Source organism: Streptomyces sp. 3N207 (assembly GCF_052246355.1).
GTDB lineage: Bacteria > Actinomycetota > Actinomycetes > Streptomycetales > Streptomycetaceae > Streptomyces.
In genome coordinates, this window is sequence record NZ_JBQQBV010000008.1 from 117,241 (window position 1) to 143,225 (window position 25,985).

Genomic DNA, 25,985 nt, shown 5'->3' on the forward strand with positions numbered 1-25,985 from the left:
CCGGTGCTGCCGGTAATACGAACCGCCAGGTGCTTGGGAGGACAGGCACATCCGCGGGAGGCGACCGCGCACGGTCACCCCGGGTGTCACCCGAGCCGCCTCCCGCGGTTGTCGGCACAGATGAAACCGGGAGGAGCGAGTCCCTATGTGCGCCGCACGGTACCGTCACGTTCGCGACCGCGCCCTGGACGTACACACGTCCCACCGGGTGCGGGAACTGCGGGAGAAGGTGCGCGCCGCTGTACGAGAACTGAGCAGTACGACCCCGGCCCACCCCGCATCCCCCACCGTCGAGCTGATCGCCCAGCACACCGGGCTGGCCGGGGACGAGGTCCGGGCGGGGCTGGAGGCGACGGAGAACTGCTGCACAATGGGTCGGCGCCGTGCTGCCGAGCCCGGGCACCGCACCGTCCGCCCGCACGCGACGGGGCGCGTGCTCATCGTCTGACGGCCATGGCCGCGGGGCACGGGTCCCGCGGCTCCCGTGCGTCCGCAGGTCCTACGGCCTACGGTGGCCCGGGCAGGGAGGGGAGGAGTGGTCGTCGGTGGGAGGTTCGGCGTGCGCGTGGGGGTCCTGGATATCGGCTCGAACACCGTTCGGCTGGAGGTAGCGGACGCCGGTGGGGCGGTTCCGCTCCCCGTGCACACCGTCAAGTACCGGCTGCGGCTGGCCGACGACGTGGACAGCGAGGGCCGGCTGCCCGAGTACGCGGTGGAGCGGCTGGCCGAGGCGGCAGCGGCGGCCGAAGAGGAGGCCCGGTCCTGGGGAGTGGTGCGGCTGACGGCCTTCGCGACGGCGATCGTACGGGAGGCACCCAACCGCAGCCAGATCGTGGAAGCCGTACGCAAGCGCTCCGGGCTGGAGCTGCGGATCATGTCCGGGCGCCGGGAGGCCGAGCTGACGTTCCTCGCCGCGCGGCGCTGGATGGGCTGGCGGGCCGGGCCGATGGTGCTGCTCGACATCGGCGGCGGCTCCGTGGAGGTGGCCTTCGGCCGCTCCGGAGTGCCCGACCTCGCGGTGTCGGTCCCGCTGGGAGCGGGGCTGCTCACCCGGGAGCACTTCGGCACGGCGGATCCGCCCCCGCCAGAGCAACTGCGGGCCGTACGCCGTCAGATACGGCACCAGCTGCGCGATGTCACGGCCCGCATCCGCTGGGAGAGGCCGCACACCGCGGTGGCCACCTCCCGCACGCTGCACCAGCTCGCCCGGCTGTGCGGCGCTGCGCCGGGTCGTGAGGGCCCGTTCACGCCCCGGTACTTGAAGCGCGGCCGGCTGCGCACGGAGCTGACCAGGCTGGCGCGGCTCCCGGCGGCCGAACGCGCCGAGCTGCCCGGTATCTCGCCGGCCCGGGCCGGGCAGGCGCTGGCCGGGGCCCTCGTCGCGCACACCACCATGACGCTGCTGGACGTGACGTCGCTGGAGCTGTGCCCCTGGGCGCTGCGCGAAGGGGTGCTGATCCACGAGCTCGAACAGGAAGCCCCGGGCGCGTCCGGAAGTCCAACAACCCCGCACACTTGTCCATAGGCAGCCGCGTACCCCCTCGCGAAGGCTGAGGCGTCGAACCGAAGGGCGACGGCCGAGCGGAGGCTGACATGGCGAGCGGCGAGGCGGGCGACCGGACGAGCGCGGACGCGGCCCGGACCGCCACCCGTGGCGTGACCCGCAGGTCGGTGGTGGCGGCAGGCGCAGCGGCGGGGGCCGGCACCGTACTCACCCCCCTCGCCTTCCCGGCGCCGGCAAGCGCAGCACCCCGCACCCGCACCCTGCGCACCCCGGCCCTCGACGTCACCGTCGATACGGCCTTCCCCCGCATCGTCGACTACACCGACCGCGGGACGGGCCAGACCCTGCACGCCCAGCAGGACCCGGTCCGCACCCTCCGCGTCGACGGCGAGGAACACACCCCCGAGGTCAGCAGCGTGCCGGGCGGCGACAGCAGCAGCATCACCTACACCCTCACCCTCGGCACCGGCACCGAACTCACCGTCGAGATCGAGGCCGAGGACCACCAGGTGCACTGGCGTGTCACCCGTATCAAGGAGAGCGCCTCCGGCCGGGTCGGCACCCTTGAGCTCCCCGAACTGGCCTTCCTCTCCGTCCGCTCTGACCAGCGGCCCGAGCCGGTGCTGTATGCGGCCCGCGTGGAGCTGGACAAGGACAGCAGCGGCGACACCCTGGTCGAGCTCACCGGCAGCACCGAGCCCGATCCCGAACCGGTCGGCTGTGCATACGCGGTCGTCGCCACCGGCGAGCTCGCCGCGGCGATCGAGACCAACACCAGCTACGACAAGCCCGCCGGAACCAAGGGCGCCGCCTGGGACAACGGCCGGCTGTGGCGGCAGACCGTGACCGCGGGCGACGGGGCCCGCTCAGCGCGGCTGACCTGCGGCCAGTGGACCTACCGCGCCGCCACCGCCGGACCGGACCAGACCGAGCCGCTGCCGTACGTCACGGTCGTCGTCACCGGGGACCGCAACGGGGACGGGGCCGCCGACTGGCAGGACGCGGCGACAGCGATGCGCGACATCATGGTCGACCCGCACGGTGCCGACGAGCAGCATCTGCGGGTGGTGCCGCATATCCCGTTCAACTTCGCCAGCCAGGCCACCAACCCGTTCCTGACCACCCTCGACCAGGTCAAGCGCATTCACCTGGCGACCGACGGGCTGCGCCAGTTCACCCTGCTCAAGGGCTACCAGTCCGAGGGCCATGACTCCGCGCACCCCGACTACGCGGGCAACTACAACGAGCGCGCCGGCGGCCTCGCCGACCTCAACACACTGCTGGCCAAGGGCAAGCAGTGGAACTCCGACTTCGCGGTGCACATCAACGCCACCGAGTCGTACCCGGTCGCCAACGCCTTCTCCGAGACCCTCGTGGACAAGACGGACGAGCAGTGGGACTGGCTCGACCAGTCCTACCGCATCGACCAGCGCCGCGACCTGGTCTCCGGCGACATCGTCGAACGCCTGAAGAACCTGCGCCGCGACACCGACGAGGGACTGAACTCCCTCTACATCGACGTCTTCCGCGAGTCCGGCTGGACCTCCGACCGCCTCCAGCGCACCTTGCGCGAGCAGGGCTGGCGGGTCACCACCGAGTGGGGCCACGGCTTCGAGCGGTCGGCGCTGTGGTCGCACTGGGCGACCGAGACCGACTACGGTCCCGACACCTCGCGCGGCATCAACTCCCGCCTCATCCGCTTCATCCGCAACCACCAGAAGGACGTCTTCGCCGACAAATGGCCCACCCTGCTGGGCATCCCGCGGACGGGCAACTACGAGGGCTGGCGCGGCAAGACCGACTGGCACGCCTTCTACCGGCTGATCTGGACCCACAGCCTGCCCGCCAAGTACCTCCAGGCCAGGCCCATCCGCAGCTGGACCGAGCACGAGATCACCTTCGAGGGCGCCGAGGCCACCTCCGTCACCGACACCGACGGCAAGCGCCGCATCACCACCGACGGCAGACGGGTCTACGACGACGGCACCTACCTGCTGCCCTGGGAGCCCCGCAAGGCCACCGACCCGGAGAAGCTCTACCACTTCAATCCGCGCGGCGGACGCACCACCTGGCAGCTGCCCGCCGGCTGGACGAACACCGGCGCGGTGTACGCCTACCCGCTGACCGGCCAGGGCCGCGGGAAGCCCCGGAAGGTGGCCGTCTCGGGCGGCAGGGTCACGCTGACCGCCGAGCCCGAGCAGCCCTACGTCCTCTACCGCACTCCCGCGCCGGCGCCGCGCGACCCCCGCTGGGGCGAGGGCACCCCGCTGGCCGACCCCGGCTTCCACGCGGGCGACCTCGCAGCGTGGACCGTCAAGGGCGCGGCGAGCGTCGAGGTGAGCGAGCGCGGCGACAACGAACTCGTCCTCGCCCCCGGCGGTGCCGCCTCCGTCAGCCAGCGGCCGGCCCGTCTGAAGCCGGGCAGCTACGCCGCGTCCGTGCAGGTGCAGGTCGGCACCGAGGCGGCCCACCGGCGCCGCGCCGCGCTCTCCGTCCGTACCGCCGACGGCGTCACAGCGGAGAACTGGACGGAGACCTCCACCGCCGTCAACCACGTTGCGGCCGACCTCAAGCAGGGCACCCGGTTCCAGCGGATGACGACCTGGTTCACCGTGCCCGAAGGAGGCGGACCGGTCACCCTCGCCCTCATGGCGGGGAAGGGCGAGGTACCGGTCCGCTTCGACCACGTACGAGTGGTCCCCGGGCGCCGCGCCGGCCGCCGAGGAACGCTGGTGTACGAGGACTTCGAGCACGTGCCGCAGGGCTGGGGACCGTTCGTCAAGGGCGACGCGGGCGGCTCCACCGACCCACGCACCCATATCGCCCAACGGCACGCGCCCTACACCCAGCGCGGCTGGAACGGCAAGGCAGTCGACGACGTGATCGACGGCAGCCAGTCCCTCAAGTCCCGCGGCGAGAACACCGGGCTCGTCTACCGCACCGTCCCGCACACCGTCCGCTTCGCGCCGGGGAAGACCTACCGGGTCTCGTTCCGCTACGAGAACGAGAAGGCCGGCCAGTACGCCTGGATCATCGGCGTGGACGAGCCGGACATGCGCGAGCTGGACCGCACCGCACTGCCGGTGGCGACCGAACCCGCCACCCACAGCTACGAGTTCACCGCTCCGGAGAACGGCGAGGCATGGGTCGGCCTGCGCAAGGTCGGCGACGACGGCAAGGCCGAGTTCGTGCTGGACACCTTCACGGTGACGGAGGTGCGGAGGTGAGGCCGGTGACGGAGCTGAGGCCGGTGACGAAGGTGACGGAGGTTAGGCCGGTGACGGAGGTGCCGGACCGGTGACCCGCCCGGGGTGATCACCGTACGCTGCTGCCCTGGACGAGTGAGGGGAGCGCGTGCGGTGGCCGAGCACCGGTATCAGTCCTGGATGCGGTACTTCACCCCGGGCCCCGTACACCACCGGCTCGGCCTGGTCTGCCTCGGCGTCGGTATGCAGCACGGTGCGCTGCCCCCGGTCGGCCCGCGCACCCTCGACCACCACGTCGCCATCGTCATCAGCGGAGGCCGCGGCTGGTACACGGACCCCGGCGATCCGGAAGGCCGCCGCCGGGAGGTGGTGGCCCCCGCACTGCTGTGGCTCACCCCGGGCGTACGGCACCACTTCGGCGCCGACCCCGGCGTGGGCTGGGACGAGAGCTTCGTCGACTTCACCGGCTCCGCCGTGACCGCCTACACCGAACTGGGCTGCATAGAACCGCACCGTCCCCTCGTCCCCCTCAGCGACGCGGGCCCGGCGCGTGCCGCCATCGCCCGGATCGCCCGCTCGGCGCGCCCCGGGAACCCGCTGCTGGAGGTGGAGGCCGCAGCCGCCGTCCATGAACTCCTCGTCGCCCTGCGCCGGGCCCGCGCCGACACCACGGCGGACGGCGCACCCGTCCTCCAGGCCCTGGCCCGCGACGCCTTCCTCCCGCTCTCCGTCGCCGACCACGCGGCGCGGCACGGTATGACCCCCGCCGAACTACGCGCCGCGGTACGCCGCAGCGCCGGGTGCAGCCCGAAGGACTATCTGCTGGGCATCCGCCTCGGCCGCGCCAAGGAACTGCTGGCCGGCACCGATCTGCCCGTCTCCACGGTCGCCCGCCGCGTCGGCTACGACGACCCGGCCTACTTCTCCCGCCTCTTCACCCGCCGGGTGGGCACCCCGCCCGTCCACTTCCGCACCGCCCAGTCCCGCAAGGTCCCCGGCGGCTACGCCAGCCGCGTCCCCGACCCGGACCACCCACCGACCATCCCGTGCAGCCGGCTCAGCGGATAGGGTCGGGCGATGACCAGCAGCAACATCCAGCAGCCCGACGAGTCCGTACGCGCGGAGCTGTCCGCGCTGCGCGACAGCATCGACAACATCGATGCCGCCGTGGTGCACATGCTCGCCGAGCGCTTCAAGTGCACCCAGCGCGTAGGCCGCCTCAAGGCCGACCATCACCTGCCTCCGGCCGATCCGGCCCGCGAGGCCCGGCAGATCGCCCGGCTGCGCGAGCTGGCCAAGGACGCCAAGCTGGACCCGGCCTTCGCCGAGAAGCTGCTGAACTTCATCATCGCCGAGGTGATCCGCCACCACGAGCAGATCGCCGGGGGCGTCCAGCAGCACAACAGCTGACCCGGGCCGCATCAGGCAGCCCGGGCCACACCGGTCCGTCAGGAGATCCCGCCGCCGCTCAGGCGTCCTCCTCGCCCAGCCGGTGCACCCGCACCAGGTTGGTCGAGCCGGGGACGCCGGGCGGCGAGCCCGCGGTGATGATGACCAGGTCGCCGCGGTCGCAGCGGCCCAGCTTCAGCAGCATCTCGTCGACCTGGTCCACCATCTCGTCCGTGGTCTGCACCATCGGCCCGAGGAAGGTCTCCACACCCCAGGTGAGGTTGAGCTGCGAGCGGGTCGCCGGGTCCGGGGTGAAGGCCAGCACGGGGATGGGGGAGCGGTAGCGGGACAGCCTGCGGACCGTGTCTCCGGACTGGGTGAAGGCCACCAGATACTTGGCGCCGAGGAAGTCGCCCATCTCCGCGGCGGCACGGGCCACCGCACCGCCCTGGGTACGCGGCTTGCTGCTCTGCGTCAGCGGCGGCAGCCCCTTGGCGAGCATGTCCTCCTCGGCCGCCTCGACGATCCGGCTCATCGTCCGCACCGTCTCGACCGGGTACTTCCCGACGCTGGTCTCGCCGGAGAGCATCACCGCGTCGGTACCGTCCATCACCGCGTTGGCCACGTCGCTGGCCTCCGCGCGCGTGGGGCGGGAGGCGTCGATCATCGAGTCCAGCATCTGCGTCGCCACGATCACCGGCTTGGCGTTCCGGCGGCACAGCTTGATGGCCCGCTTCTGCACCAGCGGCACCTGCTCCAGCGGCATCTCCACGCCCAGATCACCGCGGGCGACCATGATGCCGTCGAACGCGTCCACGATGGACTCCAGGTTCGCCACCGCCTGGGGCTTCTCCAGCTTGGCGAGGACGGGCAGCCGCCGGCCCTCCTCCGCCATCACACGGTGGACCTCCTTGATGTCGTGCCCGCTGCGCACGAAGGAGAGGGCGATCAGATCGGCGCCCATGCGCAGCGCCCAGCGCAGATCCTCGATGTCCTTTTCGGAGAGCGCGGGCACGGAGACCGCGACCCCCGGCAGGTTGAGCCCCTTGTGGTCGGAGACCATGCCGCCCTCGATGACCATCGTGTGCACCACGGAGCCCTCGACGCGGGTGACCTCCAGCGTCACCCGGCCGTCGTCCACCAGGATCCGCTCACCCGCCGTGACATCGGCGGCCAGCCCGGGGTAGGTGGTGCCGCACATCGAGCGGTCACCCTCCATCTCCTCGACCGTGATCGCGAACTCGTCGCCCCGTTCAAGGAGTACAGGCCCTTCCTGGAAGCGGCCCAGCCGGATCTTCGGGCCTTGAAGGTCCGCGAGCACCCCCACGTTCCGCTGTGTCTCCTCCGAGGCGGCGCGCACCCGGTGGTAGCGCTCCTCGTGCTCGGCGTGCGTTCCGTGGCTCATGTTGAACCGGGCAACATCCATTCCGGCCTCTACGAGCGTCTTGATCTGCTCGTACGAGTCGGTGGACGGGCCCAGGGTGCTGACGATTTTCGCTCGGCGCATAGCCCGAGCCTAAGACTTACCGGCGCGTAAAGAACGGCCACCGGACAATTGTCCAACCGCCTTTTACCGAAAAGCCATTCAATCCCGAGGACAACTATTAAAGTGGGCGGCCATTTGCTCTGATGAGCGCCCACCGGACTGTTCCGTCTCGACTGCCGAGACGGAACAGCCGAGCGCCCCTCGCGCCCTGCTCGCGGATCAGTCCAGCTGCGGCGGACTCAGCACGAAGCGCGCGTTGACCTGTGCGGACACCGTCTGCCGCTGCGGCTCCAGATCCAGCGCCGGCGGCGGCCCGGCCGCCCTGCCGTACCCGCCCAAACCCCCGGGCGCCGCCGGATAAGGCGGCGGAGCGCTGTTCTCCGCACCCAGATCCGCCAGCTCGACCAGCGCCACCAACCGCGCCCCCAGCGCCTCCGCGTACTCCCGGGCCCGCGTCACCGCCTCCCGTACCGCCTGCTGCCGCGCCGTACGGTGCGCCGGCGAGTTCCGCCACAGCCCCCACCACGGACCCTGGACCTGCGTCAGCTCCAGATCGGCCAGCCGCGTCGTCAGCTCACCCAGCACCGTGAAATCCGTGACGGTGGCATTCAGCCGCACCCGCCCGTCATAGGCGTGCACCCGCTCCCGCTTACCGTCCCGCATCTGGGGCTGCACACTGAACGTCCCCGTCGACAGCTTCTCCACCGCATCGCCGTAGCTCTTGACCAACTCCAGCGCACGCGCGTTGCGCCGCGTCAGATCCTCCAGCGCAGCACGCCGGTCGGTACCGCGTGCGGACACCGAGATACCGATCCGCGCATACTCCGGGTCGAACTCCAGGCTCGCCTCCCCGCGCACCGCCACCCGCGGCGCGTCAGGGGTGCCGTAGGGCACGGCGCCGAAGCCGCCGCCCGGACCGGCCTCCAGGCCGGAGTCCGCGTCGGCACCGTGCAGCGGTGGGGGAGGAGGCGGTGGAGTTCCCGGTATCTGTGTCATACGCCAACTGTGGCAGACCTCCCCGCAGCTCCGGCGCCCGACCGGTCGGCCCCGAGCCCGAACCGGGTGAAGGCCGTACGCTCCGGCAGCGGGTAACTCTCCCGGCCCGTCACCGCGTTGAGGATCACCGCACTACGGTGCGCGGCCAGCCCCAGATCCGGCGCCCCCACCCCGTGCGTGTGCCGCTCCGCGTTCTGCACGAAGACCGAGCCGGTGACCGCGGGGTCCAGCACCAGCCGGTACTCCTGGTCCACCAGCGGACGATCCGAGCCGTCCCGGCGCAGATACGGATCCAGCGCTGCCAGCATCCCGTCCGCCGGGCGCTCGGTGTACCCGGTGGCAAGCACCACCGCGTCCGTCGTCAGTACGCTCCGCTCCTGCTGCTCCGCGTGTTCCAGATGCAGCTCCAGCTGCGAGCCGCCGCCCCGCCCGGCCGTCCGCACCCGCACCCCGGGCGTGAGCACCGCGTCAGGCCAGCTACCGCCGTCACCATCTTGACCGGTGACACCGCGACCGCCCCCGCCGTCCAGCAGCAGCGTCCTGCGGTACAGCTCGTCGTGCACCGCCGCCAACGTCTCCGCGTCCACCGCCTTGTGCAGCTGCCACTGCCGGGGCACCAACCCGTCACGTACCCGCTCGGGCAGGCCATGGAAATAACGGGTGTAGTCCGGAGTGAAGTGCTCCAGACCCAACTTGCTGTACTCCATCGGCGCGAACGCCGCACTGCGCGTCAGCCAGTGCAGCCCCTCCCGCCCCACCGGACGCCGGCGCAGCAGATCCAGGAACACCTCGGCACCCGACTGGCCCGACCCGACCACCGTCACATGCCCCGCCCCCAACAGCTCCTCCCGGTGCTCCAAATACGCCGACGAGTGGCACACCGGCACCGACGGCGCCTCCGCCAGCGGTCGCAACGCCCGCGGCACATGCGGGGCCGTACCGATCCCCAGCACCACGTTCCGCGCGTACGACCTGCCCAGCGCCTCCGCCTCGCCGTACGCACCCAGCTGCGTGAAGTCGACCTGGAACAGGCCCCGTTCGGCGATCCAGCGCACCGAGTCCACTTGGTGCCCGAAGTACAGTCCGGGCACGCCCTCGCTCACCCACCGGCAATACGCGTCGTACTCCGCTCGCTCGATATGGAACCGCTCCGCGAAGTAGAACGGGAACAGCCGCTGCCGCTCCCGCAGGAACCGCAGGAACGACCAAGGGCTCGCCGGATCCGCCAACGTCACCAGATCCGCCAGGAACGGCACCTGAAGCGTCGCCCCCTCGATCAGCAGCCCCGGATGCCAGCGGAACGCGGCCCGCTGCTCGTAGAAGGCGCACCGCAGTCCCGGCAGCCCGTCACCCAACGCCGCCAGCGAGAGATTGAACGGACCGACCCCGACTCCCACCACATCCAACGGCTCCCCCACATCCTCGGCCGCCGCCGACCCCTGCTCGACATCCCTCACGCGTCCGCTCCCTCGCATACCGATCCCGCCGACTCCTCCGCCGCCGCCTCTGCCCCTGCCTCCGCCACGAGCTTGAGCAGCGCCGCCAGATCGCTTCCCCCCACCGCCGGGTTGAGCAGCGTCACCTTCCACCACAGCCGGCCGTCCAGCGCAGCCCGGCCCAGCACCGCCTGCCCCCGCTCCAGCAGCCGCCGCCGCACCCGCGCCACCAGCGCGTCGTCCCCGCCCACCGGGCGGAACACCACCGTGGAGATTGCCGGGCGCGCGTACAGCTCGAACCGCTCGTCCTGCACCACCCGGTCCGCCAACTCCACCGCCGCCGCACAGGTACTCTCCACCAGCCGCGCCATCCCCGCCCGACCCAACGCCCGCAACGTCACCGCCACCTTCAGCACGTCCGGCCGCCGCGTCGTGCGCAGCGACCGGCCCAGCAGATCAGGCAGGCCCGCCTCGGTATCGTCGACGGCGTTGAGATAGTCGGCCCGGTGGTCGAGGACACGCAGCACGCTCCCGTCCGGTACGGCCAGAAAACCCGCAGCCACCGGCTGCCAGCCCAGCTTGTGCAGATCGAACGTCACACTGTCCGCGAGCTCCAGCCCCGCAAGCCGCCCCCGCAGCCCCGCACTGAACAGCAGCGGGCCGCCGTACGCCGCATCCACATGCAGCCGGGCACCATGGCGGTGCGCCACCTCGGCGATCCGCAGCAACGGGTCGACGGCACCCGTGTCCGTCGTTCCCGCCGTCGCCACCACCAGTGCCGGTGCCGCTGCTGTCACCTCGCCCCGCGCCCGATCCCCCCGCGCCGGATCCCCCCGCGCCAGGTCGCCCAGCGCCGTCTCCAGCGCCGAGGGATCCAGCACCCCACGCGGCGTCGGCACCACCAGCGGCGGCTCCATCCCCAGCAGCCATGCCGAACGATGCACACTGTGATGCGCGTTCGCACCGCACACCAGCCGCGCCGGGCCGCCACCACCGTCCGTACGAGACCGCTCGCGGGCCAGCAACAGCCCGAGCTGGTTCGCCTCCGTACCGCCGGTCGTCACCAACGCCTCCGGCACCGCCGCCGCACCGTCCCCAGGGAACACCAGCCGCGCCAGTGCACGACACACCAGCACCTCCAGCTCCGAGGCAGCAGGCGCCTGGTCCCACGAATCCAGCGACGGGTTCAGCGCACTGGCCGCCACATCGGCGGCAGCCGCCACCGCCAGCGGAGGACAGTGCAGATGCGCCGCGCACAGCGGCTCCGCCGGATCAGCCGCCCCACGCGCCACCGCGCCGACCAGCACATCCAACGCCTCCGTGGCACCCGCACCGTGCTCCGGCAACGCCGCGCCCACAGCAGCCCGCACCCGCGCGGCGACCGCCTCAGGGCCGCCCTCCGGCAGCGGTCCCCCTCGCTCCACCGCACCCCGCGACAGTGCCCCCACCACCGTGCCGAGCAGCGGACGCAACGCGGCCGGACCGGCCGGCCCGCCCGCCAGCAGGCCGACAGGTCCAGTTTCCGGACCTGGATCCGGGACCGTTCTCCCACCCGGGATGGTGAATGCAGACGCAGGCACAGACATGGCGGCTCTCTCGTACACAGCGGCCGAACACGACCGCGACCACGATTGGTTAGGGCGGCCTAACTTAGGTGCCGCGTACTGTGCCGCCCGGCGATCTCCGCGCTACTTCGCCCGAAGGAGGTAGATCCGCCCCGACCGACGCGCCGGATCTGGTAAGAGACCCCGCACCCTCACGCCACCGCAGCCCGCACCCCCAAAGCCCGCCGCAAATCGTCCAGCTGATCCTCCAGACGCCGCCGAAGCTCAGGCACCGGGGCACCCGAAGTCAAACACTCCTCACCGCGAGTCAGCGTCTCCTCATCGACAAACGCCTCAGGGAAGGCATACCGCCCCGCCGCCTCCGCCAGCGCCGGACCACGACGAGCCGCCAGCGGCACCACATCGGCGAAATACCGCTCCACATAGCCGCCCAGCAACTCCCACTGCTCCGGCTGCCAGAAACCCTGAGCCGTGGCCGTGAACAAGTAGTTCGACAACGCATCCGCAGGGCCGAACATCGCCTCCCACGCCGCCTCCTTCGCCGCCGCACTCGGCAAAGCCGCCCGACACCGCGCCGCCGCCTCCTCACCCCGCGCACTCGGATCACCCGCACGAACCTCATCGATATCCGCCGCGCCCACCGCACCCAGCACCGACAGCCGCAACAACAGCCGCCACCGCAGCTCCACATCCAGCGCCGGACCACCACCCGGCACCCGCTCAGCCGCCCGCCACGCCAGCAAATCCTCCGGCCCCGTCGCACAGTCGATGAAATACCGCGCCGCCGTCAGCCGCACCCCCGAACCACCAGCAGCCACACCGCCCCCACCACCGCCCTCCAGCAGCTCACGGCACACCTCACCCAGCAACCCCAGCGCCTCCGTACGCTCCGCACCCACCAGAAAACGGTCCGCCGCATGACCCCGCGCAAACGCCAACACCCCCTGCACCACCGCATTGTCCGTCTCGTACGGCAGATGAGCCCGCACCACACGCACGAACTCCAGCGGCCCCAACTCCGCCTCCCGCACCATGTCCCGCGCCGCATTCCACACCACCGCACGCGACAACTGCCCCGGCAACCCCGACAGCGACGAACGCACCGTCCCCCACGACACCGGATCCAGCCGCACCTTCGCATACGTCCAGTCCAGATCGTTGACCAGCACCAGATCCGGACGCGGCCCATCCAGCGTCACCGTCAGCCGACCACCACCCGGCGGCACATCCCGCTCCAGCCGCTCCCGCAGCACCAACCGCGACTCGTCCACCGGAGCCCGGTCGTACAACCCCACCGCCAACCGATGCGGCCGGTCCCCGCGATGCTCCACATCCACATACCACTGCCGCGCCTCCGACTCGCCTACCCGCGGCACCAACGTGTCCACACCCGTCGTCCGCAGCCAGCTCTCCGCCCAACCACGCACATCCCTCTCCGAGGCCCGGCCCAACGAGTCGAGAAAATCCGCAAGCGTCGCATTACCGAACCGATGCCGCGCGAAATGCCCATTGATACCCGCCAGGAAACTCTTCTCACCCAGCCACACCACCAACTGCCGCAGCGCCGAAGCACCCTTCGCATACGAGATCCCGTCGAAATTGCCCCGCGCCGCCGCCGTATCCGGCACCGCATCCGCATCCGGCGCCACCGGATGCGTCGACGGCCGCTCATCCGCGTCGTACCCCCAGCACTTCCGCTCCACCGCGAAATCCGTCCAGGTATCCGTGAAGCGCGTCGCCTCACTCAACACCTGATAGCCCATGTACTCCGCAAACGACTCGTTCAGCCAGATATCGTCCCACCAACACAACGTCACCAGATCGCCGAACCACATATGCGCCATCTCATGCGCAATCACCATCGCCCGCGTCTGCCGCTCCGTATCAGTGACCGCCGAACGGAAGACGAACTCGTCCCGGAACGTCACCAGACCCGGGTTCTCCATCGCCCCCGAATTGAACTCCGGCACGAACGCCTGATCATAGGAGTCGAACGGATACGGCTCATCGAAGATCTCATGAAAGCGGTCGAAGCAGCGCCGCGTCACCTCCAGCAGCTCCCCCGCATCCGCCTCCAAATACGCCCCCAGCGACCTACGCACATGCAGCCCGAACGGCAACCCCGCGTGCTCCGTCCGCACCGAATGGAACGGACCCGCAACCACCGCCATCAAATACGTACTGATCGGCGGCGTCGGCGCACACTCCCACCGCCCACCCTCCCCACCACGCGCGGCAACCCCGTTGCCCAACACCGTCCACCCCGCCGGAGCCGTCACCGACACCCGGAACTCCGCCTTCAAATCAGGCTGGTCAAAACAAGCGAACACCAACGGCGCATCAGCCACACAGCACTGCGTGTACACATACGCACAGCCGTCCTCCGGGTCCGTGAAACGGTGCATGCCCTCACCCAGCCGCGAGTACGGCATCAGCGCCTCGACCCGCAGCTCGTGCTCCCCGGCCGCCAGCCCCCGCAGCGGCAGCCGTCCCTCGCACAGCTCCCCCGGATCGATCCCCACCCCGTCCAGCTCGACCCGCACCAGCCGGCTCGGCCGCACCTCCACGAAGGTGTCCACACCCGCCTCCAGCGCGGCGAACCGCACCACGGTCGTGGACCCGAACACATCCTCCCCCCGCGTCAGATCAAGATCCACGGCATACTGCCGCACCGCCACAACCCGAGCCCGCCCCTGCGCTTCCGCACGCGTCAACACGACCATGCGCGCCATAGTGCCGCACCCGCGCACCCCACGCACCGGTATCCGCCCACGGCTTGCCATCCCGGAGCAACTCCCGGCCATGTGGCTGGCGTTGCGCCCCTGCGGCACTGTCTCCCCGCCTCACCACTTCGCCCCGACATGCACATCCATCAGCGCCACGGAAGCACGCCGGGCGACGGAGATGTTGTACGGCACCGTGCCGCGCTTGGTGACCTTCCACTCGACGCCGACCTGGTCGAGGGTGCGGCAGTAGAGCTCGCGGATGTCGTCGGACTTGTTGGTGAAGAGGTAGCGCGGATACTCGTACCGCTTCCGCTGCCCGCCGACCATGCGCGTGGTCCAGTTGGTGATCCGGCAGCCGTCGGAGTGCACCAGCCCACGGATGAGCTCCCAGGGGTACGCGTCGACGATTTTTTGCTGCCAGGAAGCCAAGGTGATTCGGCGCTCGTGCTTCCTCCCCGGCCCGTGCTGGGGGAAGAGGCACCAAAGGTGCTGGGAGTACACCTTTACGTTGTGGCAGCCCTTCTTTGCAGCCCTGGAGACAGAGTTGTGCGGTAACACCCGCCGCATCGCTGTCTCACACTCGTCCATCAGGCCGGGCCAGGCGTCGGCGCAGGTCACCATGAGGCTGGGCACCCGGTGCTCGGAGTACTGGATGATGTGGCCGTCGCCGAGGTAGAGACCGAGCAGGTACGCGTACGCCTGTCGGTCGAAGGCGCGGCCCTCGCAGCGCGGGCACTCCCGCCGCCGCCAGTCCCGGCCGCGGTGCAGTGCGCCTCCCGCCCGACGCACCCGCTCCCTGTGTAACCAGTAGCCGACCGTGCCGTAGGGGACTTGGAGGCGTTGCGACACCTCGCGGTTGGATGCTCCTCGCTCGTGCAGAGCGATTGCCTGTGCCCGTTTCGAAGGCTCGTGCTGTTTCATGTGGGGAGCATCACGCCCCCGCCATGACGAGGGGAAAGAACAGGGCCCCTCTCACTCGTACGAGTGAGAGGGGCCCTGTTTCGGTGCCGGGTGCGGGACTCGAACCCGCACGCCCTTTCGAGCAATCCCTTTTGAGGGGATCATGTCTACCGATTCCATCAACCCGGCTGGCACGCGCCGCACCAGGAGTGTACCGGGTAAGCCCTCTCCATGGTCACTAGGTAGGCTCGAAGCTCCCACCTGTGCGGAAACGAGGAGCCAAGTGAGCGCGGCGGACTTCCCCGAGCCTGAGAGTGCCCAGAGTGCAGAGCCCGTCGAGGCGGAGACGTCGACGGACGGTAGTGCGCATGTACCTCCGGCGACGACCCGGGTCGTGATCGCGGAGGACGAGGCGCTGATCCGGATGGATCTCAAGGAGATGCTGGAGGAGGAGGGCTACACCGTCGTCGGTGAGGCCGGCGACGGCCAACGGGCGGTGGAGCTGGCCCGCGAGCACCGCCCTGACCTGTGCATTCTCGATGTGAAGATGCCGGTGCTGGATGGTATCTCCGCGGCGGAGAAGATCGCCGAGGAGAGTATCGCCCCGGTGCTGATGCTTACTGCTTTCTCTCAGCGTGAGCTGGTCGAGCGGGCTCGGGATGCCGGGGCCATGGCTTATCTGGTGAAGCCGTTCAGCAAGACCGATGTGGTGCCGGCCATCGAGATGGCGGTGTCCCGGTTCACGGAGCTGAAGGCGCTGGAGAAGGAGGTCGCGGACCTCTCCCAGCGGTTGGAGACGCGGAAGCTGGTGGATCGGGCCAAGAGTGTGCTGCAGACGCAGTACGGGCTGACGGAGCCGGCTGCGTTCCGGTGGATTCAGAAGACGTCGATGGACCGTCGGCTGTCGATGCAGCAGGTGGCGGAGGCGGTCATCGCTGACGCCGAGGAGCGTAAGAAGCAGCAGTAGCGGGCGGGAAGTGAGGGGGCGCCTACGACGATGGTGGGCGCCCTCTCGCGTTCAGTCTTCGCCGAGGTATGCCTTGCGTACTGATTCGTCGTGCATGAGTTCTTCTCCGGTGCCTGACAGGGTGATGCTGCCGGTTTCCATCACATGGCCGTGGTCGGCGAGGGAGAGCGCTGCTTGGGCGTTCTGTTCGACGAGCAGGATGGTTGTCCCCTGCTCCTTCAGCTCGCTGATGGTGGACATGATCTTCTGCATCATGATCGGTGAGAGTCCCATGGAGGGTTCGTCGAGCATCAGCAGTTTGGGGCGGGACATCAGTGCGCGGGCCATGGCGAGCATCTGCTGTTCCCCGCCGGAGAGGGTGCCGGCGGCCTGGCGGCGGCGTTCTCCGAGGATGGGGAAGCGCTCGTAGGCGCTGTCGATGTCTTTGGCGATGCTCTCGGCGTCCTTGCGGAGGAAGGCGCCGAGCTGGAGGTTCTCCTCGATGCTGAGCCGGGGGAAGATGCGGCGGCCTTCGGGGGAGTGGGCGAGGCCCATGGAGACGATCTTGTGGGCGCCGACTCCGTTGAGTACCTGCCCTTCGAAGGTGATCTTTCCGGTGGCGGGTTTGAGCAGTCCGGAGAGGGTGCGCAGGGTGGTGGTCTTCCCTGCGCCGTTGGTGCCGATAAGGGTGACGACCTCGCCGGCGTCGACGGTGAACGAGATGCCTTTGACGGCCTCGATCTTGCCGTAGGCGACGCGCAGGTCCTCGACTTCGAGCAGGGCCATCAGTCCGTCTTCCCTTCCTGCTTCCCGTCCCGCGGGGCAGCCGCTGCTTCGTCCGGCGGGGCAGTGGCTTTCTTGTCCCGCGGAGCGGCGGTGCCGGCCTCTTCCGCCGCCTGTACCTCGGCTGCTTCGGCTTCGCCGGGTTCGCCTTCGAAGGGGGTGCCGAGGTAGGCGGCGATGACGCGTTCGTCGCGCTGCACGGTCTCGGGGGTGCCTTCGACGAGTTTCTCGCCTTGGACGAGGACGGCGACCCGGTCGCAGAGGTTGAAGATGAACCGCATGTCGTGCTCGATGACGAGGACGGCGGTGCCTTGGTCGCGGATGGCGAGGACGAGTTCGCGGGTGGCGGTGGTTTCGCCGGCGGTCATGCCCGCGGTGGGTTCGTCCAGGAGCAGCAGTCCGGGTTCGCTGGCGAGGGCGCGGGCGATCTCCAGCTTGCGTTGTTCTCCGTAGGGGAGGTTGCGTGCGAGGTGTTCGCGTTTGTCTTCGAGGCCGGTGAAGCGCAGCAGTTCCATGGCGCGTTCTTCGGATTCTTCTTCGGCTCTGCGGAAGCGGGGGCCGCGGATGAGGGCGGAGAAGAGGCCCTCGTGGGTGCGGGTGTGGCGGCCGACGAGGACGTTTTCCAGGACGGTCATGTTGGCGAAGAGCCGGATGTTCTGGAAGGTGCGGGCGATGCCTGCCTGGGTGACCAGGTGGGAGCGGTGGGGCAGGACGGTGCCTTTGTAGCGCACCGTTCCTTCGGTGGGGATGTAGAGGCCGGTGAGGCAGTTGAAGAAGGTGGTTTTGCCGGCGCCGTTGGGTCCGATGAGGCCGACGATCTCTCCGGCGTGCACATCGAGGTTCACGTTCCGTACGGCGGTGAGGCCGCCGAAGCGCATGGTGACGCCGGAGGCGTCGAGTACGACGTCGCCCGGGGCCGGGCCGGGGCCGGGGGTGGGCGTGTCGGCGGGTGTGGTGGTGGTCGTCATCTCGTCTCACGCCTCCGTCTTGCCGAGGCCGGGGGTCGCTGCCGTGGGGACGTCGAGTTGCCCCGTCTCGTGGAACTCGAGCTGCTTGCGGCGGTCGGCGATGAGGCCCTCGGGCCTGAAGCGCATCAGCAGGATGAGGGCGATGCCGAAGAGCAGCAGCTGGTAGTCGGCCATGAACTGGAGTTTGGCCGGGATGAGGTAGAGCAGTGCGGCGCCGATGAGCGGGCCGCTGACGGTGCCCATGCCGCCGAGGATGACGGCGATCAGGAGGAAGGCGGAGTTGGGTGGCGCGGTGTGTACGAACTTGTACGACTCGGGGGTGACGGAGAACTCGACGTGGGCGAGGACGGTGCCCGCCATCCCGGCGAGGGTGGCGCCGAGGGCGAAGGCCATCAGCTTGAGCCGGAAGGCGTTGACGCCCATGGCGCGGGCTGCGACCTCGTCCTCGCGGATGGCGATCCAGGCGCGGCCGATACGGGAGTTGTCGGAGCGTCGGAAGACGGTGACGACGATCGCGGTGAATACGAGCATCAGCAGGTAGTAGTTGGCGAACCGGCCGAGTTCGAAGCCGAGGATGGTGTGGGGCTCGCCGAGGTTGAAGCCGAAGATCTCCAGGTCGGGGATGTTGGGGATGCCGTTGGGCCCGTTGGTGACGTTGGGGCCGGAGTCGCCGTCGAGGTTCTGTACGGAGATCCGGAAGATCTCTCCGAAGCCGAGGGTGACGATGGCGAGGTAGTCGCCGTGCAGCCGTAGTGAGGGGAAGCCGATGACCAGGCCGAAGACGAGGGCGACGGCGGCGCCGATGAGCACGGCGGCCCAGAACGGCACATGGATGCCGATCGAGGAGGTCTCGGCTCCGGAGACGAGCGCCGCAGTGTAGGCGCCGACGCCGAGGAAGGCGACGTATCCCAGGTCGAGGATGCCGGCGAGGCCGACGACCATGTTGAGGCCGAGCGCGACGGTCGCGAAGATCAGCACGCTGACGGCGATGTTGGTGTAGGCCTCGTTGCTCTGGGTGAGCGGGAAGAGCAGCGCCGCGACGAAGGCGGCGGCCAGGGTGGTGGTGCGGTTCTTTCCGGCCAGTACGGACAGCCGCCGGGGCAGTCCGGCCCTGCCGAGTGCGGGGAAGCCGAACGCCGCCAGTACGAGGAAGCCGATGAAGGGCGGTCCGTCCTCGGCCTGGATTCCGTAGGCGAAGACGTAGAGCGCGACGGCGCAGGCGGCGCAGATCACCAGGATCTCGGCCCAGCCGGGGATGGGTGCTGCCTTCTCGGGTGCGGGTGCCTTGAGTGCGTGGACGAGCCGTTTCCAGGCCCCGGACTCGCCGGTTCCGGAGTCGGGAGGGAGGTCGGTGGGCAGGGCGAGGGCGCCGACGACGGCCAGCAGGGTGCCCGCGATGCCGACCCACATGCCGGGTTCGAAGTTGACGAGGCCGCCGAGTTCGACGGCGATGGCCGCGGCCGTGTACCAGGTGACGCCGAGGTTGCCGAGGGTCAGCAGCAGCAGTGCGCTGTGTTTGCCGCCGGGGGTGAGCCAGCGCAGTCCGGGGACGCCTGCGGTGGCGAGCAGCATGGCCGCGGTGAGGACGGCGGCGGTGAGGGTGAGGAGCTGGAGTCCGGCCGGGTACATGGCGATGGTCAGGTCGCCGGGGAACTCGGAGGTCCAGGTCCAGGGGAGCATGGTGCTCACGAAGGCGACGACGGCCCCGGCGCCGATGAGGATCCGGCCCAGTTTGCGGCTGGCCGACGGGTCGGCGCCGAGTGGGAGCGGCGGGGGTCCTGCGGGGGTGTGCGGTCCGGTGGTGGCCGCTTCGTCGTTGTCCTTGGTGGCGGTGGTGTGCTGTGTCGTCATGGGTATCACGCCCGATCCGCGAGGCGTTCGCCGAGGATTCCTTGGGGCCGTACGAGGAGGACGAGGATGAGCAGGATGAACGCCCATACGTCCTTCCAGGAGCCGCCGCCGAACTGTTCGAGCCCTGGGATGTCGCCGATGTAGGCGGTGGCCATGGCTTCGGCGACACCGAGGACGAGGCCGCCGACCATGGCGCCGTAGATGTTGCCGATGCCGCCGAGCACGGCGGCGGTGAATGCCTTGAGCCCGGCGATGAATCCCATCCGGAAGTTGACCTCGCCGGTCTTGAAGCCCTGGGCGATGGCGGCGATGGCGGCGAAGGCGGCACCGATGGCGAAGGCCATCACGATGATGCGGTCGGTGTTGACGCCCATCAGTTTGGCGGTGTCGGGGTCCTGCGAGGTGGCCTGCATGGCGCGCCCGGTGCGGGTCTTGGCGACGAACAGGCCGAGGGCGAGCATGCACACCGGCGCCGAGACGAAGATGAACAGGTCCTCGCGGGAGAGGGTGACGAAGCCGAGGTCGAAGTCGCCGCCGCCGATCTGCGGGAAGGGCCGGGCCTTCTTCGCGTCGGGGTAGAAGGCCCAGATGGCCTGCTGGAGGGCGAGGGACAGCCCGATCGCGGTGATCAGCGGGGAGAGCCTGGGTCCGCCGCGCAGCGGCCGGTAGGCGAAGCGTTCGGCGCCGATGGCGACGAGTACGGCGGATACGACGCCGAGCAGGATCATCAGGGGGAGGGCGACGGCCAGGCCGGTGCCGTCGGGCAGCCACAGGTAGGCGGTCAGCGCGCCGAAGCCGCCGATCATGAATATCTCGCCGTGGGCGAAGTTGATGAGCTGGACGATGCCGTAGACCATCGTGTACCCGATCGCGATGAGGCCGTACAACGCGCCGAGTGCGAGTCCGTTCGCCAGCTGATCCGGCAGATCTTGCACCGGGACTCCTTGGGGTGTGTCAGATACGACGGCGGGCGGTTTTTTTCCCCCCCCCCCCGCCGCTGTGAGGTTCAGTTCGGGGCGTGGGTCCGGATCAGCGTTCCTTGAAGGTGCCGGTCTTGACGGGCTTGTGCTTGCCGTCCTTGACCTCGTAGACGGACAGCTGCTTGTTGGTGGTGTCGCCGTACTTGTCGAAGGCGACGTCGCCGGTCACACCCTTGAACTTGACGTCCTGCACGGCCTCGGTGACCTGCTTGCGGGTGTCGTCCATGTTGTCGGGCAGCTTGCCGTCGTTCTTCTCGACGACCGCCTTGACCGCCTGGATGATGGCCCAGGCGCTGTCGTACGAGTAGCCGCCGTATGCCTCGTAGGGGAGCTTGTAGCCGGCCGCCTTGTAGTCCTTCATGAAGGTCTTGGCGGTGTCGAGGGTCTCCAGTGGTGCGCCGACGGAGGTGGCCAGGTCGCCCTCGACGTTTTTCTTGCCGAGCTTGATGTACTCCTCGCTGTAGAGCGCGTCACCGCCGACGACCAGGGCTTTGGAGCCTGCCTTGCTGATCTGTGCGCTGAGTGGGGCGCCGGCCGGGTATTCGCCGCCGTAGTAGACGAAGTCGGCCTTGGACTTGGCGACCTTGGTGCCGACGGCGGAGAAGTCACGGTCGTCGGGGTTGATGTGGTCGGTGCCCACGACCTTGCCGCCGAGTTTCTTGAACTCGTCGGTGAAGGTGCCGGCCAGTCCTGCGCCGTAGGTTTTCTTGTCGTCGATGATGTACGCCTTCTTGAAGTTCCGCTTGTTGTAGAGGTATTGGGCGGCGTACGGGCCCTGTACGGCGTCGGTGGTGGAGGTGCGGAAGTAGGTGTTGAACAGCCGTTTCTTCTCTCCCTTCTGCCAGTTGGGGCCCTGGGTGAGCTCGGGGGCCGTGTTGGCGGGGGAGATCTGCACCAGGTTGGCGTTGCCGAAGACCTTCTGCATGGACTGGCCGACGTGTGAGTTGAGGGGGCCGACGACGCCGACGACCTGCTCGTTGCCGACCAGTTTGGTGGCGTTCTGCTGGCCGGTTCCGGCCTGGCCCTGGTCGTCCAGCGACTCCAGCTTGAAGGTGACGCCCTTGACCTCGTTGTTCTTGTTGGCCGTCTTGACGGCGAGCTCGCTGGAGTTCTTGATGCCCTGGCCCAGTGCGGACAGGTCGCCGGTGAGCGGGGCGTCGACGCCGATGACGACGGTGGTTTTGTCTCCGCTGTCGCCGCTGCTGCTCTTGTCGTCGCGCGAGCCGCACGCTGACAGGGTGAGGGCTCCCACCGTGACGGTGGCTGTGAGTATGAGCAAGGAACGATGACGCACGATCAGTCCTTTCCCCAAGGCGCGGCCCCCACGGAGTGAGTGGCCGTATCGCGCGCCGGGCCGTACGTGCAGTACAGATCGGAGCTTGTCGTGTTGCGCCCGGCGGCGCGGTGACTGGCGGTGACTCTATGGCCGCGGCCGTACGGTCGGGCAGAGGTCGGATCCAGGATGTGACTCTCTTGTTATGACCGTCACGGAACCGGCAGCCCGGTGGTCGGTTCACACCGGCAGATCCGATATGACGGGGAGATGGCGGACGCGTTTCCCCGCCGGAAGCCGCAGTTGGGTCAGCAGGTTGCCGATCAAGGGCGCGAAGAGGGTCCGCATACCGTACGGAACACGCGGGTGAGTGCCCGTGCGTAGCGGTCCCCGGGGATGAAGCTGAGGTCCTGCGACGCCCGAGCATTACGCAGCGTAACGTCCAGGAAGGGAAGCCGTGCCCGCATCGGCAGGTCCCGGCAGGAGGTGACCCGCGCCTTCACCCGCACCCTTTCGGCCTGTCCCGGCTGCACCGTCACCGCCCGCACCGAGGAGAGCTCCATCGTCACCGCGGTGTACTCCTGGGTGACTCGCCGTACCAGCACCGGATCCTTGGTCACTGCCCGCAACTCGACCCGGAAGCTGCGCTTCTCGACGTCCACGTCGGTGATGCGTACGAAACTCATTTGCGTACTGTGCACCGGATAGGGCACTTTGTTCCGCTTCGTATGGGCCGGAGGAACGCTCTTCCCGGGGCCGTCCAGGAGTAGGCAGGCTCCGGCACCGGCGAGGAGAAAGCTGAGCGCGAGGGCGACGGTCAGCCACCGGACGCGCCAGGACAGCGCGTTCCACCGTTCGCAGAGCCGGGGTCCGTCACCGCCGCCACCGGTGAGTACGTCGGCCATTTCCATCCCCCACTTGTTCTGCCGCAACGGCGCCACGTCACAACGGGGAGGGTTGGGGGCACCTCCCGGCGAAGAAGAGTGGGGGAGGTATCAGTGGCGGCGCAACCCCTATGCGTCTCGCAGCAGACAGGTGAGCCGGGCCGTACACACCCGGCGCCCGCTCTCATCGGTGATGACGACCTCGTAGCTGGTCATCGTCCGCCCGCGGTGCACCGGTGTGGCCACGCCCGTCACCAGCCCGGAGCGCGGCCCGCGGTGATGGGTGCAGTTGAGGTCCACCCCGACGGCGGCCTTACCGGGTCCGCCGTGCAGCATGGCGCCCACCGATCCCAGCGTCTCGGCGAGCACCGCGGAGGCCCCGCCGTGCAGCAGCCCGTACGGCTGGGTGTTGCCCTCGACCGGCAGCGTGCCCACCACCCGCTCGGGCGCCGCCTCCAGGATCTCCAGCCCCATCCGCTCGCCCAGCTTCCCGGCCGAGAACAGCGCGGGCAGGTCGACCCCCGACCCCGCCCACTGGTCCAGGACCTCCTGGGGGAACTTGGTCGTGGTCTGCTGCTCACCCATGCGCCGCTGCTCCGATCATGCGCTGTTCAACCGGCCGATCCGAGCTTAAGCCCGTACAGGCGTCACTCGGCCGCGGAGGGAGTGAGCCTGATCACGATGGACTTGCTGGCGGGGGTGTTGCTCGTATCCGCTGTCGCATCCAGCGGAACCAGCACATTGGTCTCCGGGTAGTACGCGGCGGCGCACCCGCGTACCGTCGGATAGTGGACGACGCGGAATCCGCGCGCCACCCGCTCCCGGCCGTCGCTCCACTCGCTGGTGAGGTCGGCGTACGAGCCGTCCGCCAGCCCGCACGCTGCCGCGTCCTCGGGGTGTACGAGCACCACGCGGCGGCCGTTCTTGATGCCCCGGTAGCGGTCGTCGAGCCCGTAGACGGTGGTGTTGTACTGGTCGTGCGAGCGCAGCGTCTGCAACAGCAGCCGCCCCTGTGGCAGCTGCGGATACTCCACCGGCGCCGCGGTGAAGTTCGCCTTGCCGGTCGCCGTCGGGAAGCGCCGCTCGTCCCGCGGTGCGTGCGGCAGCGTGAACCCTCCCGGGCGTGCCACCTTGGCGTTGAAGTCCTCGAAGCCGGGCACCACGCGGGCGATGCGGTCCCGGATCAGCCCGTAGTCGCCCTCGAACTCCTCCCAGGGGGTCGCGGACGCCTCGCCCAGCACCGCCCGCGCCAGCCGGGCGACGATCGCGGGCTCCGACAGCAGCTGCTCACTGGCCGGCGCCAGCCGTCCCCGCGAGGCGTGCACCATGCCCATGGAGTCCTCGACGGTGACGAACTGGTCCCCGCCGCGCCGGGTGTCCCGCTCGGTCCGGCCCAGCGTCGGCAGGATCAGCGCACGGGCGCCGGTCACACAGTGCGAGCGGTTCAGCTTGGTGGAGACATGCACGGTCAGCCGCGCCCGGCGCATCGCCGCCTCGGTCACCTGGGTGTCGGGGGAGGCGGCCACGAAGTTGCCGCCCATCGCGAAGAACACCTTCACCTGGCCGTCCCGCATCGCGCGGATGGCCCGTACGACGTCGTAGCCGTGCTCGCGCGGCGGGGCGAAGCCGAACTCCTGCTCCAGCGCGTCCAGGAACGCGGGCGCGGGCCGCTCGAAGATGCCCATCGTGCGGTCGCCCTGCACATTGCTGTGCCCGCGCACCGGGCACACCCCGGCGCCGGGGCGGCCGATGTTGCCGCGCAGCAGCAGAAAGTTGACCACCTCGCGGATGGTGGGCACCGCGTGCTTGTGCTGGGTCAGGCCCATCGCCCAGCACACCACGGTGCGGCGGGAGGCCAGCACCAGCTCCAGGGCACGCTCGAACTCGGCCCGATCCAGCCCGGTCGCGGCCCGTGTCGCCTCCCAGCCGGTGGCACTCGCGGCCTCGGCGAACTCCTCGAAGCCGTGTGTGTACTCCCGTACGAAATCCTCGTCGACGGCGTTCCGCTCCAGGATCATGCGGTTCAGTTCCCGGAAGAGCGCCTGGTCGCCGCCGAGGCGGATCTGGAGGAACAGATCGGTCAGCGGGGTACCGCCCGCGGCCAGCCCCTTGGGGGTCTGCGGGTTCTTGAACCGCTCCATGCCCGCCTCGGGCAGCGGATTGACGGTGATGATCTTCGCGCCGCCGGCCTTTGCCTTCTCCAGCGCGGAGAGCATGCGCGGGTGGTTGGTGCCCGGGTTCTGCCCGGCGACGATGATCAGGTCGGCCTTGTACAGGTCCTCCAGCAGCACGCTGCCCTTGCCGACGCCGAGCGTCTCGGTCAACGCGGAGCCGGACGACTCGTGGCACATGTTGGAGCAGTCCGGCAGGTTGTTGGTGCCGAACTCGCGGGCGAAGAGCTGGTAGAGGAAGGCGGCTTCGTTGCTGGTACGTCCCGAGGTGTAGAAGACCGCCTCGTCGGGCGAGGTGAGCGCCGTCAGCTCTTCGGCGATCAGCGCGAAGGCGTCGTCCCAGCCGATCGGCTCGTACCGCTCGCCGCCCTCGGGCAGATACATCGGCTCGGTCAGCCGTCCCTGCTGCCCCAGCCAGTATCCGGACCGCTCGGCGAGATCGGTCACCGGGTGCGCGGCGAAGAAGTCGCGGGTGACCCGGCGGGTGGTGGCCTCCTCGGCGACCGCTTTGGCCCCGTTCTCGCAGAACTCCGCGGCGTGCCGCTTGTCACCCTCGGGCCATGCGCAGCCCGGACAGTCGAAACCGTCCTTCTGGTTGACGCGCAGCAGCGTCAGCGCGGTCCGTTTCACCCCCATCTGCTGCCGCGCCATCCGCAGCGAGTGCGCGACGGCGGGCAATCCGGCCGCGGCATGTGCGGGCCCCTGCACCTGGGGCGCGTCCTGAACCGGATCACTGGAGGGAGCCTTCCGCGTCATAACCCCTGATGGTGCCACTGATCAGCCACTGTGGGCAGTCCTGCACCGGTTGACTTCGGGCAGTCCGAGCAAGGGGCTCAGGGCAAAGTCCACCCACCGGCCCGTACCCGGCCACGATGCCTCAGCCACACACCAGCGTGTCCCGCGATTGTCAGACCCGCATGC

The 25,985-nt window shown here is 69.6% G+C and carries 20 protein-coding genes and 1 tRNA gene; 6 read left to right on the forward strand and 15 right to left on the reverse strand.

Going from position 1 to position 25,985, the window contains the following annotated elements:
- Positions 1–145: 145 nt before the first annotated feature.
- The 5 genes from ACTWP9_RS14765 (at position 146) to ACTWP9_RS14785 (ending at position 6,120) form a co-directional block, all read left to right on the forward strand.
- A complete protein-coding gene (locus ACTWP9_RS14765; protein ID WP_443246578.1) occupies positions 146–448 on the forward strand; it encodes a hypothetical protein in 303 nt (100 codons plus the stop codon).
- Positions 449–559: 111 nt separating this feature from the next.
- Positions 560–1,525 carry a Ppx/GppA phosphatase family protein gene (locus ACTWP9_RS14770; protein ID WP_443246579.1) on the forward strand — a complete coding sequence of 322 codons (966 nt, stop codon included), beginning with the start codon at positions 560–562 and terminating at the stop codon, positions 1,523–1,525.
- 68 nt (positions 1,526–1,593) lie between these two features.
- Entirely contained in the window at positions 1,594–4,731 is a 3,138-nt protein-coding gene (locus ACTWP9_RS14775; protein WP_443246580.1) for an endo-alpha-N-acetylgalactosaminidase family protein, read from the forward strand.
- A gap of 159 nt (positions 4,732–4,890) precedes the next feature.
- Positions 4,891–5,778 (forward strand): helix-turn-helix domain-containing protein, encoded by an 888-nt coding sequence (locus tag ACTWP9_RS14780; RefSeq protein ID WP_443246730.1) that lies wholly within the window; start codon positions 4,891–4,893, stop codon positions 5,776–5,778.
- Positions 5,779–5,787: 9 nt separating this feature from the next.
- Positions 5,788–6,120: a chorismate mutase gene (locus tag ACTWP9_RS14785; RefSeq protein ID WP_443246581.1), complete on the forward strand. Its 333-nt coding sequence runs from the start codon at positions 5,788–5,790 to the stop codon at positions 6,118–6,120.
- 58 nt (positions 6,121–6,178) lie between these two features.
- On the opposite strand, the gene pyk is transcribed toward ACTWP9_RS14785, so the two are convergent.
- From pyk to ACTWP9_RS14820, 7 genes are all read right to left on the reverse strand, one after another.
- Complete coding sequence (gene pyk / locus ACTWP9_RS14790; protein ID WP_443246582.1) at positions 6,179–7,606, reverse strand: pyruvate kinase; 1,428 nt, start codon at positions 7,604–7,606, stop codon at positions 6,179–6,181.
- Between the two features lie 198 nt (positions 7,607–7,804).
- Positions 7,805–8,581 (reverse strand): SIMPL domain-containing protein, encoded by a 777-nt coding sequence (locus ACTWP9_RS14795; protein ID WP_443246583.1) that lies wholly within the window; start codon positions 8,579–8,581, stop codon positions 7,805–7,807.
- Entirely contained in the window at positions 8,578–10,056 is a 1,479-nt protein-coding gene (locus tag ACTWP9_RS14800; protein WP_443246584.1) for a lysine N(6)-hydroxylase/L-ornithine N(5)-oxygenase family protein, read from the reverse strand. The genes ACTWP9_RS14795 and ACTWP9_RS14800 overlap by 4 nt, the downstream gene beginning before the upstream one ends.
- Complete coding sequence (locus ACTWP9_RS14805; RefSeq protein WP_443246585.1) at positions 10,035–11,603, reverse strand: pyridoxal phosphate-dependent decarboxylase family protein; 1,569 nt, start codon at positions 11,601–11,603, stop codon at positions 10,035–10,037. Before ACTWP9_RS14805 ends, ACTWP9_RS14800 begins: the two co-directional genes overlap by 22 nt.
- 170 nt (positions 11,604–11,773) lie before the next feature.
- Positions 11,774–14,305, reverse strand: coding sequence for an aminopeptidase N (gene pepN, locus ACTWP9_RS14810; RefSeq protein WP_443246586.1), 2,532 nt, complete (start codon positions 14,303–14,305; stop codon positions 11,774–11,776).
- Between the two features lie 120 nt (positions 14,306–14,425).
- Positions 14,426–15,229, reverse strand: coding sequence for a helix-turn-helix domain-containing protein (locus tag ACTWP9_RS14815; RefSeq protein WP_443246587.1), 804 nt, complete (start codon positions 15,227–15,229; stop codon positions 14,426–14,428).
- 84 nt (positions 15,230–15,313) lie between these two features.
- Positions 15,314–15,397 (reverse strand) — tRNA-Leu (locus ACTWP9_RS14820).
- Positions 15,398–15,491: 94 nt separating this feature from the next.
- Here ACTWP9_RS14820 and ACTWP9_RS14825 point away from each other — a divergent pair.
- The gene (locus ACTWP9_RS14825) at positions 15,492–16,175 is read left to right on the forward strand and encodes an ANTAR domain-containing response regulator (protein ID WP_443246588.1); all 684 of its coding nucleotides are present in this window, start codon (positions 15,492–15,494) and stop codon (positions 16,173–16,175) included.
- 51 nt (positions 16,176–16,226) lie between these two features.
- Here the strand turns inward: ACTWP9_RS14825 and ACTWP9_RS14830 are convergent, their stop codons facing one another.
- The 8 genes from ACTWP9_RS14830 to ACTWP9_RS14865 all read right to left on the reverse strand — a co-directional run bounded on the left by ACTWP9_RS14830 (position 16,227) and on the right by ACTWP9_RS14865 (position 25,820).
- Positions 16,227–16,943 (reverse strand): ABC transporter ATP-binding protein, encoded by a 717-nt coding sequence (locus ACTWP9_RS14830; RefSeq protein WP_443246731.1) that lies wholly within the window; start codon positions 16,941–16,943, stop codon positions 16,227–16,229.
- Positions 16,940–17,905 (reverse strand): ABC transporter ATP-binding protein, encoded by a 966-nt coding sequence (locus ACTWP9_RS14835; protein WP_443246589.1) that lies wholly within the window; start codon positions 17,903–17,905, stop codon positions 16,940–16,942. Before ACTWP9_RS14835 ends, ACTWP9_RS14830 begins: the two co-directional genes overlap by 4 nt.
- A 6-nt stretch (positions 17,906–17,911) precedes the next feature.
- Positions 17,912–19,756, reverse strand: a complete 1,845-nt coding sequence (locus ACTWP9_RS14840) for a branched-chain amino acid ABC transporter permease (RefSeq protein ID WP_443246590.1) — start codon at positions 19,754–19,756, stop codon at positions 17,912–17,914.
- Positions 19,757–19,761: 5 nt separating this feature from the next.
- Positions 19,762–20,691, reverse strand: a complete 930-nt coding sequence (locus tag ACTWP9_RS14845) for a branched-chain amino acid ABC transporter permease (protein WP_443246591.1) — start codon at positions 20,689–20,691, stop codon at positions 19,762–19,764.
- A 94-nt stretch (positions 20,692–20,785) separates the two neighbouring features.
- The gene (locus tag ACTWP9_RS14850; protein WP_443246592.1) at positions 20,786–22,030 is read right to left on the reverse strand and encodes a branched-chain amino acid ABC transporter substrate-binding protein; all 1,245 of its coding nucleotides are present in this window, start codon (positions 22,028–22,030) and stop codon (positions 20,786–20,788) included.
- Between the two features lie 302 nt (positions 22,031–22,332).
- Positions 22,333–22,941, reverse strand: coding sequence for a hypothetical protein (locus ACTWP9_RS14855; protein WP_443246593.1), 609 nt, complete (start codon positions 22,939–22,941; stop codon positions 22,333–22,335).
- Between the two features lie 81 nt (positions 22,942–23,022).
- On the reverse strand, positions 23,023–23,478 hold the full coding sequence (locus ACTWP9_RS14860; protein ID WP_443246594.1) for a PaaI family thioesterase: 456 nt from the start codon (positions 23,476–23,478) through the stop codon (positions 23,023–23,025).
- Between the two features lie 62 nt (positions 23,479–23,540).
- On the reverse strand, positions 23,541–25,820 hold the full coding sequence (locus ACTWP9_RS14865; protein WP_443246595.1) for an FdhF/YdeP family oxidoreductase: 2,280 nt from the start codon (positions 25,818–25,820) through the stop codon (positions 23,541–23,543).
- Positions 25,821–25,985 lie beyond the last annotated feature (165 nt).

Coding starts and splice junctions, on each gene's coding strand:
- ACTWP9_RS14765 (WP_443246578.1), top strand. CDS start 146: ATGTGCGCCGCACGGTACCGTCACGTTCGCGACCGCGCCCTGGACGTA.
- ACTWP9_RS14775 (WP_443246580.1), top strand. CDS start 1,594: ATGGCGAGCGGCGAGGCGGGCGACCGGACGAGCGCGGACGCGGCCCGG.
- ACTWP9_RS14800 (WP_443246584.1), bottom strand. CDS start 10,056: ATGCGAGGGAGCGGACGCGTGAGGGATGTCGAGCAGGGGTCGGCGGCG.
- pyk (WP_443246582.1), bottom strand. CDS start 7,606: ATGCGCCGAGCGAAAATCGTCAGCACCCTGGGCCCGTCCACCGACTCG.
- pepN (WP_443246586.1), bottom strand. CDS start 14,305: ATGGTCGTGTTGACGCGTGCGGAAGCGCAGGGGCGGGCTCGGGTTGTG.
- ACTWP9_RS14865 (WP_443246595.1), bottom strand. CDS start 25,820: ATGACGCGGAAGGCTCCCTCCAGTGATCCGGTTCAGGACGCGCCCCAG.
- ACTWP9_RS14780 (WP_443246730.1), top strand. CDS start 4,891: ATGCGGTACTTCACCCCGGGCCCCGTACACCACCGGCTCGGCCTGGTC.
- ACTWP9_RS14795 (WP_443246583.1), bottom strand. CDS start 8,581: ATGACACAGATACCGGGAACTCCACCGCCTCCTCCCCCACCGCTGCAC.
- ACTWP9_RS14815 (WP_443246587.1), bottom strand. CDS start 15,229: ATGAAACAGCACGAGCCTTCGAAACGGGCACAGGCAATCGCTCTGCAC.
- ACTWP9_RS14840 (WP_443246590.1), bottom strand. CDS start 19,756: ATGACGACACAGCACACCACCGCCACCAAGGACAACGACGAAGCGGCC.
- ACTWP9_RS14785 (WP_443246581.1), top strand. CDS start 5,788: ATGACCAGCAGCAACATCCAGCAGCCCGACGAGTCCGTACGCGCGGAG.
- ACTWP9_RS14835 (WP_443246589.1), bottom strand. CDS start 17,905: ATGACGACCACCACCACACCCGCCGACACGCCCACCCCCGGCCCCGGC.
- ACTWP9_RS14860 (WP_443246594.1), bottom strand. CDS start 23,478: ATGGGTGAGCAGCAGACCACGACCAAGTTCCCCCAGGAGGTCCTGGAC.
- ACTWP9_RS14805 (WP_443246585.1), bottom strand. CDS start 11,603: ATGTCTGTGCCTGCGTCTGCATTCACCATCCCGGGTGGGAGAACGGTC.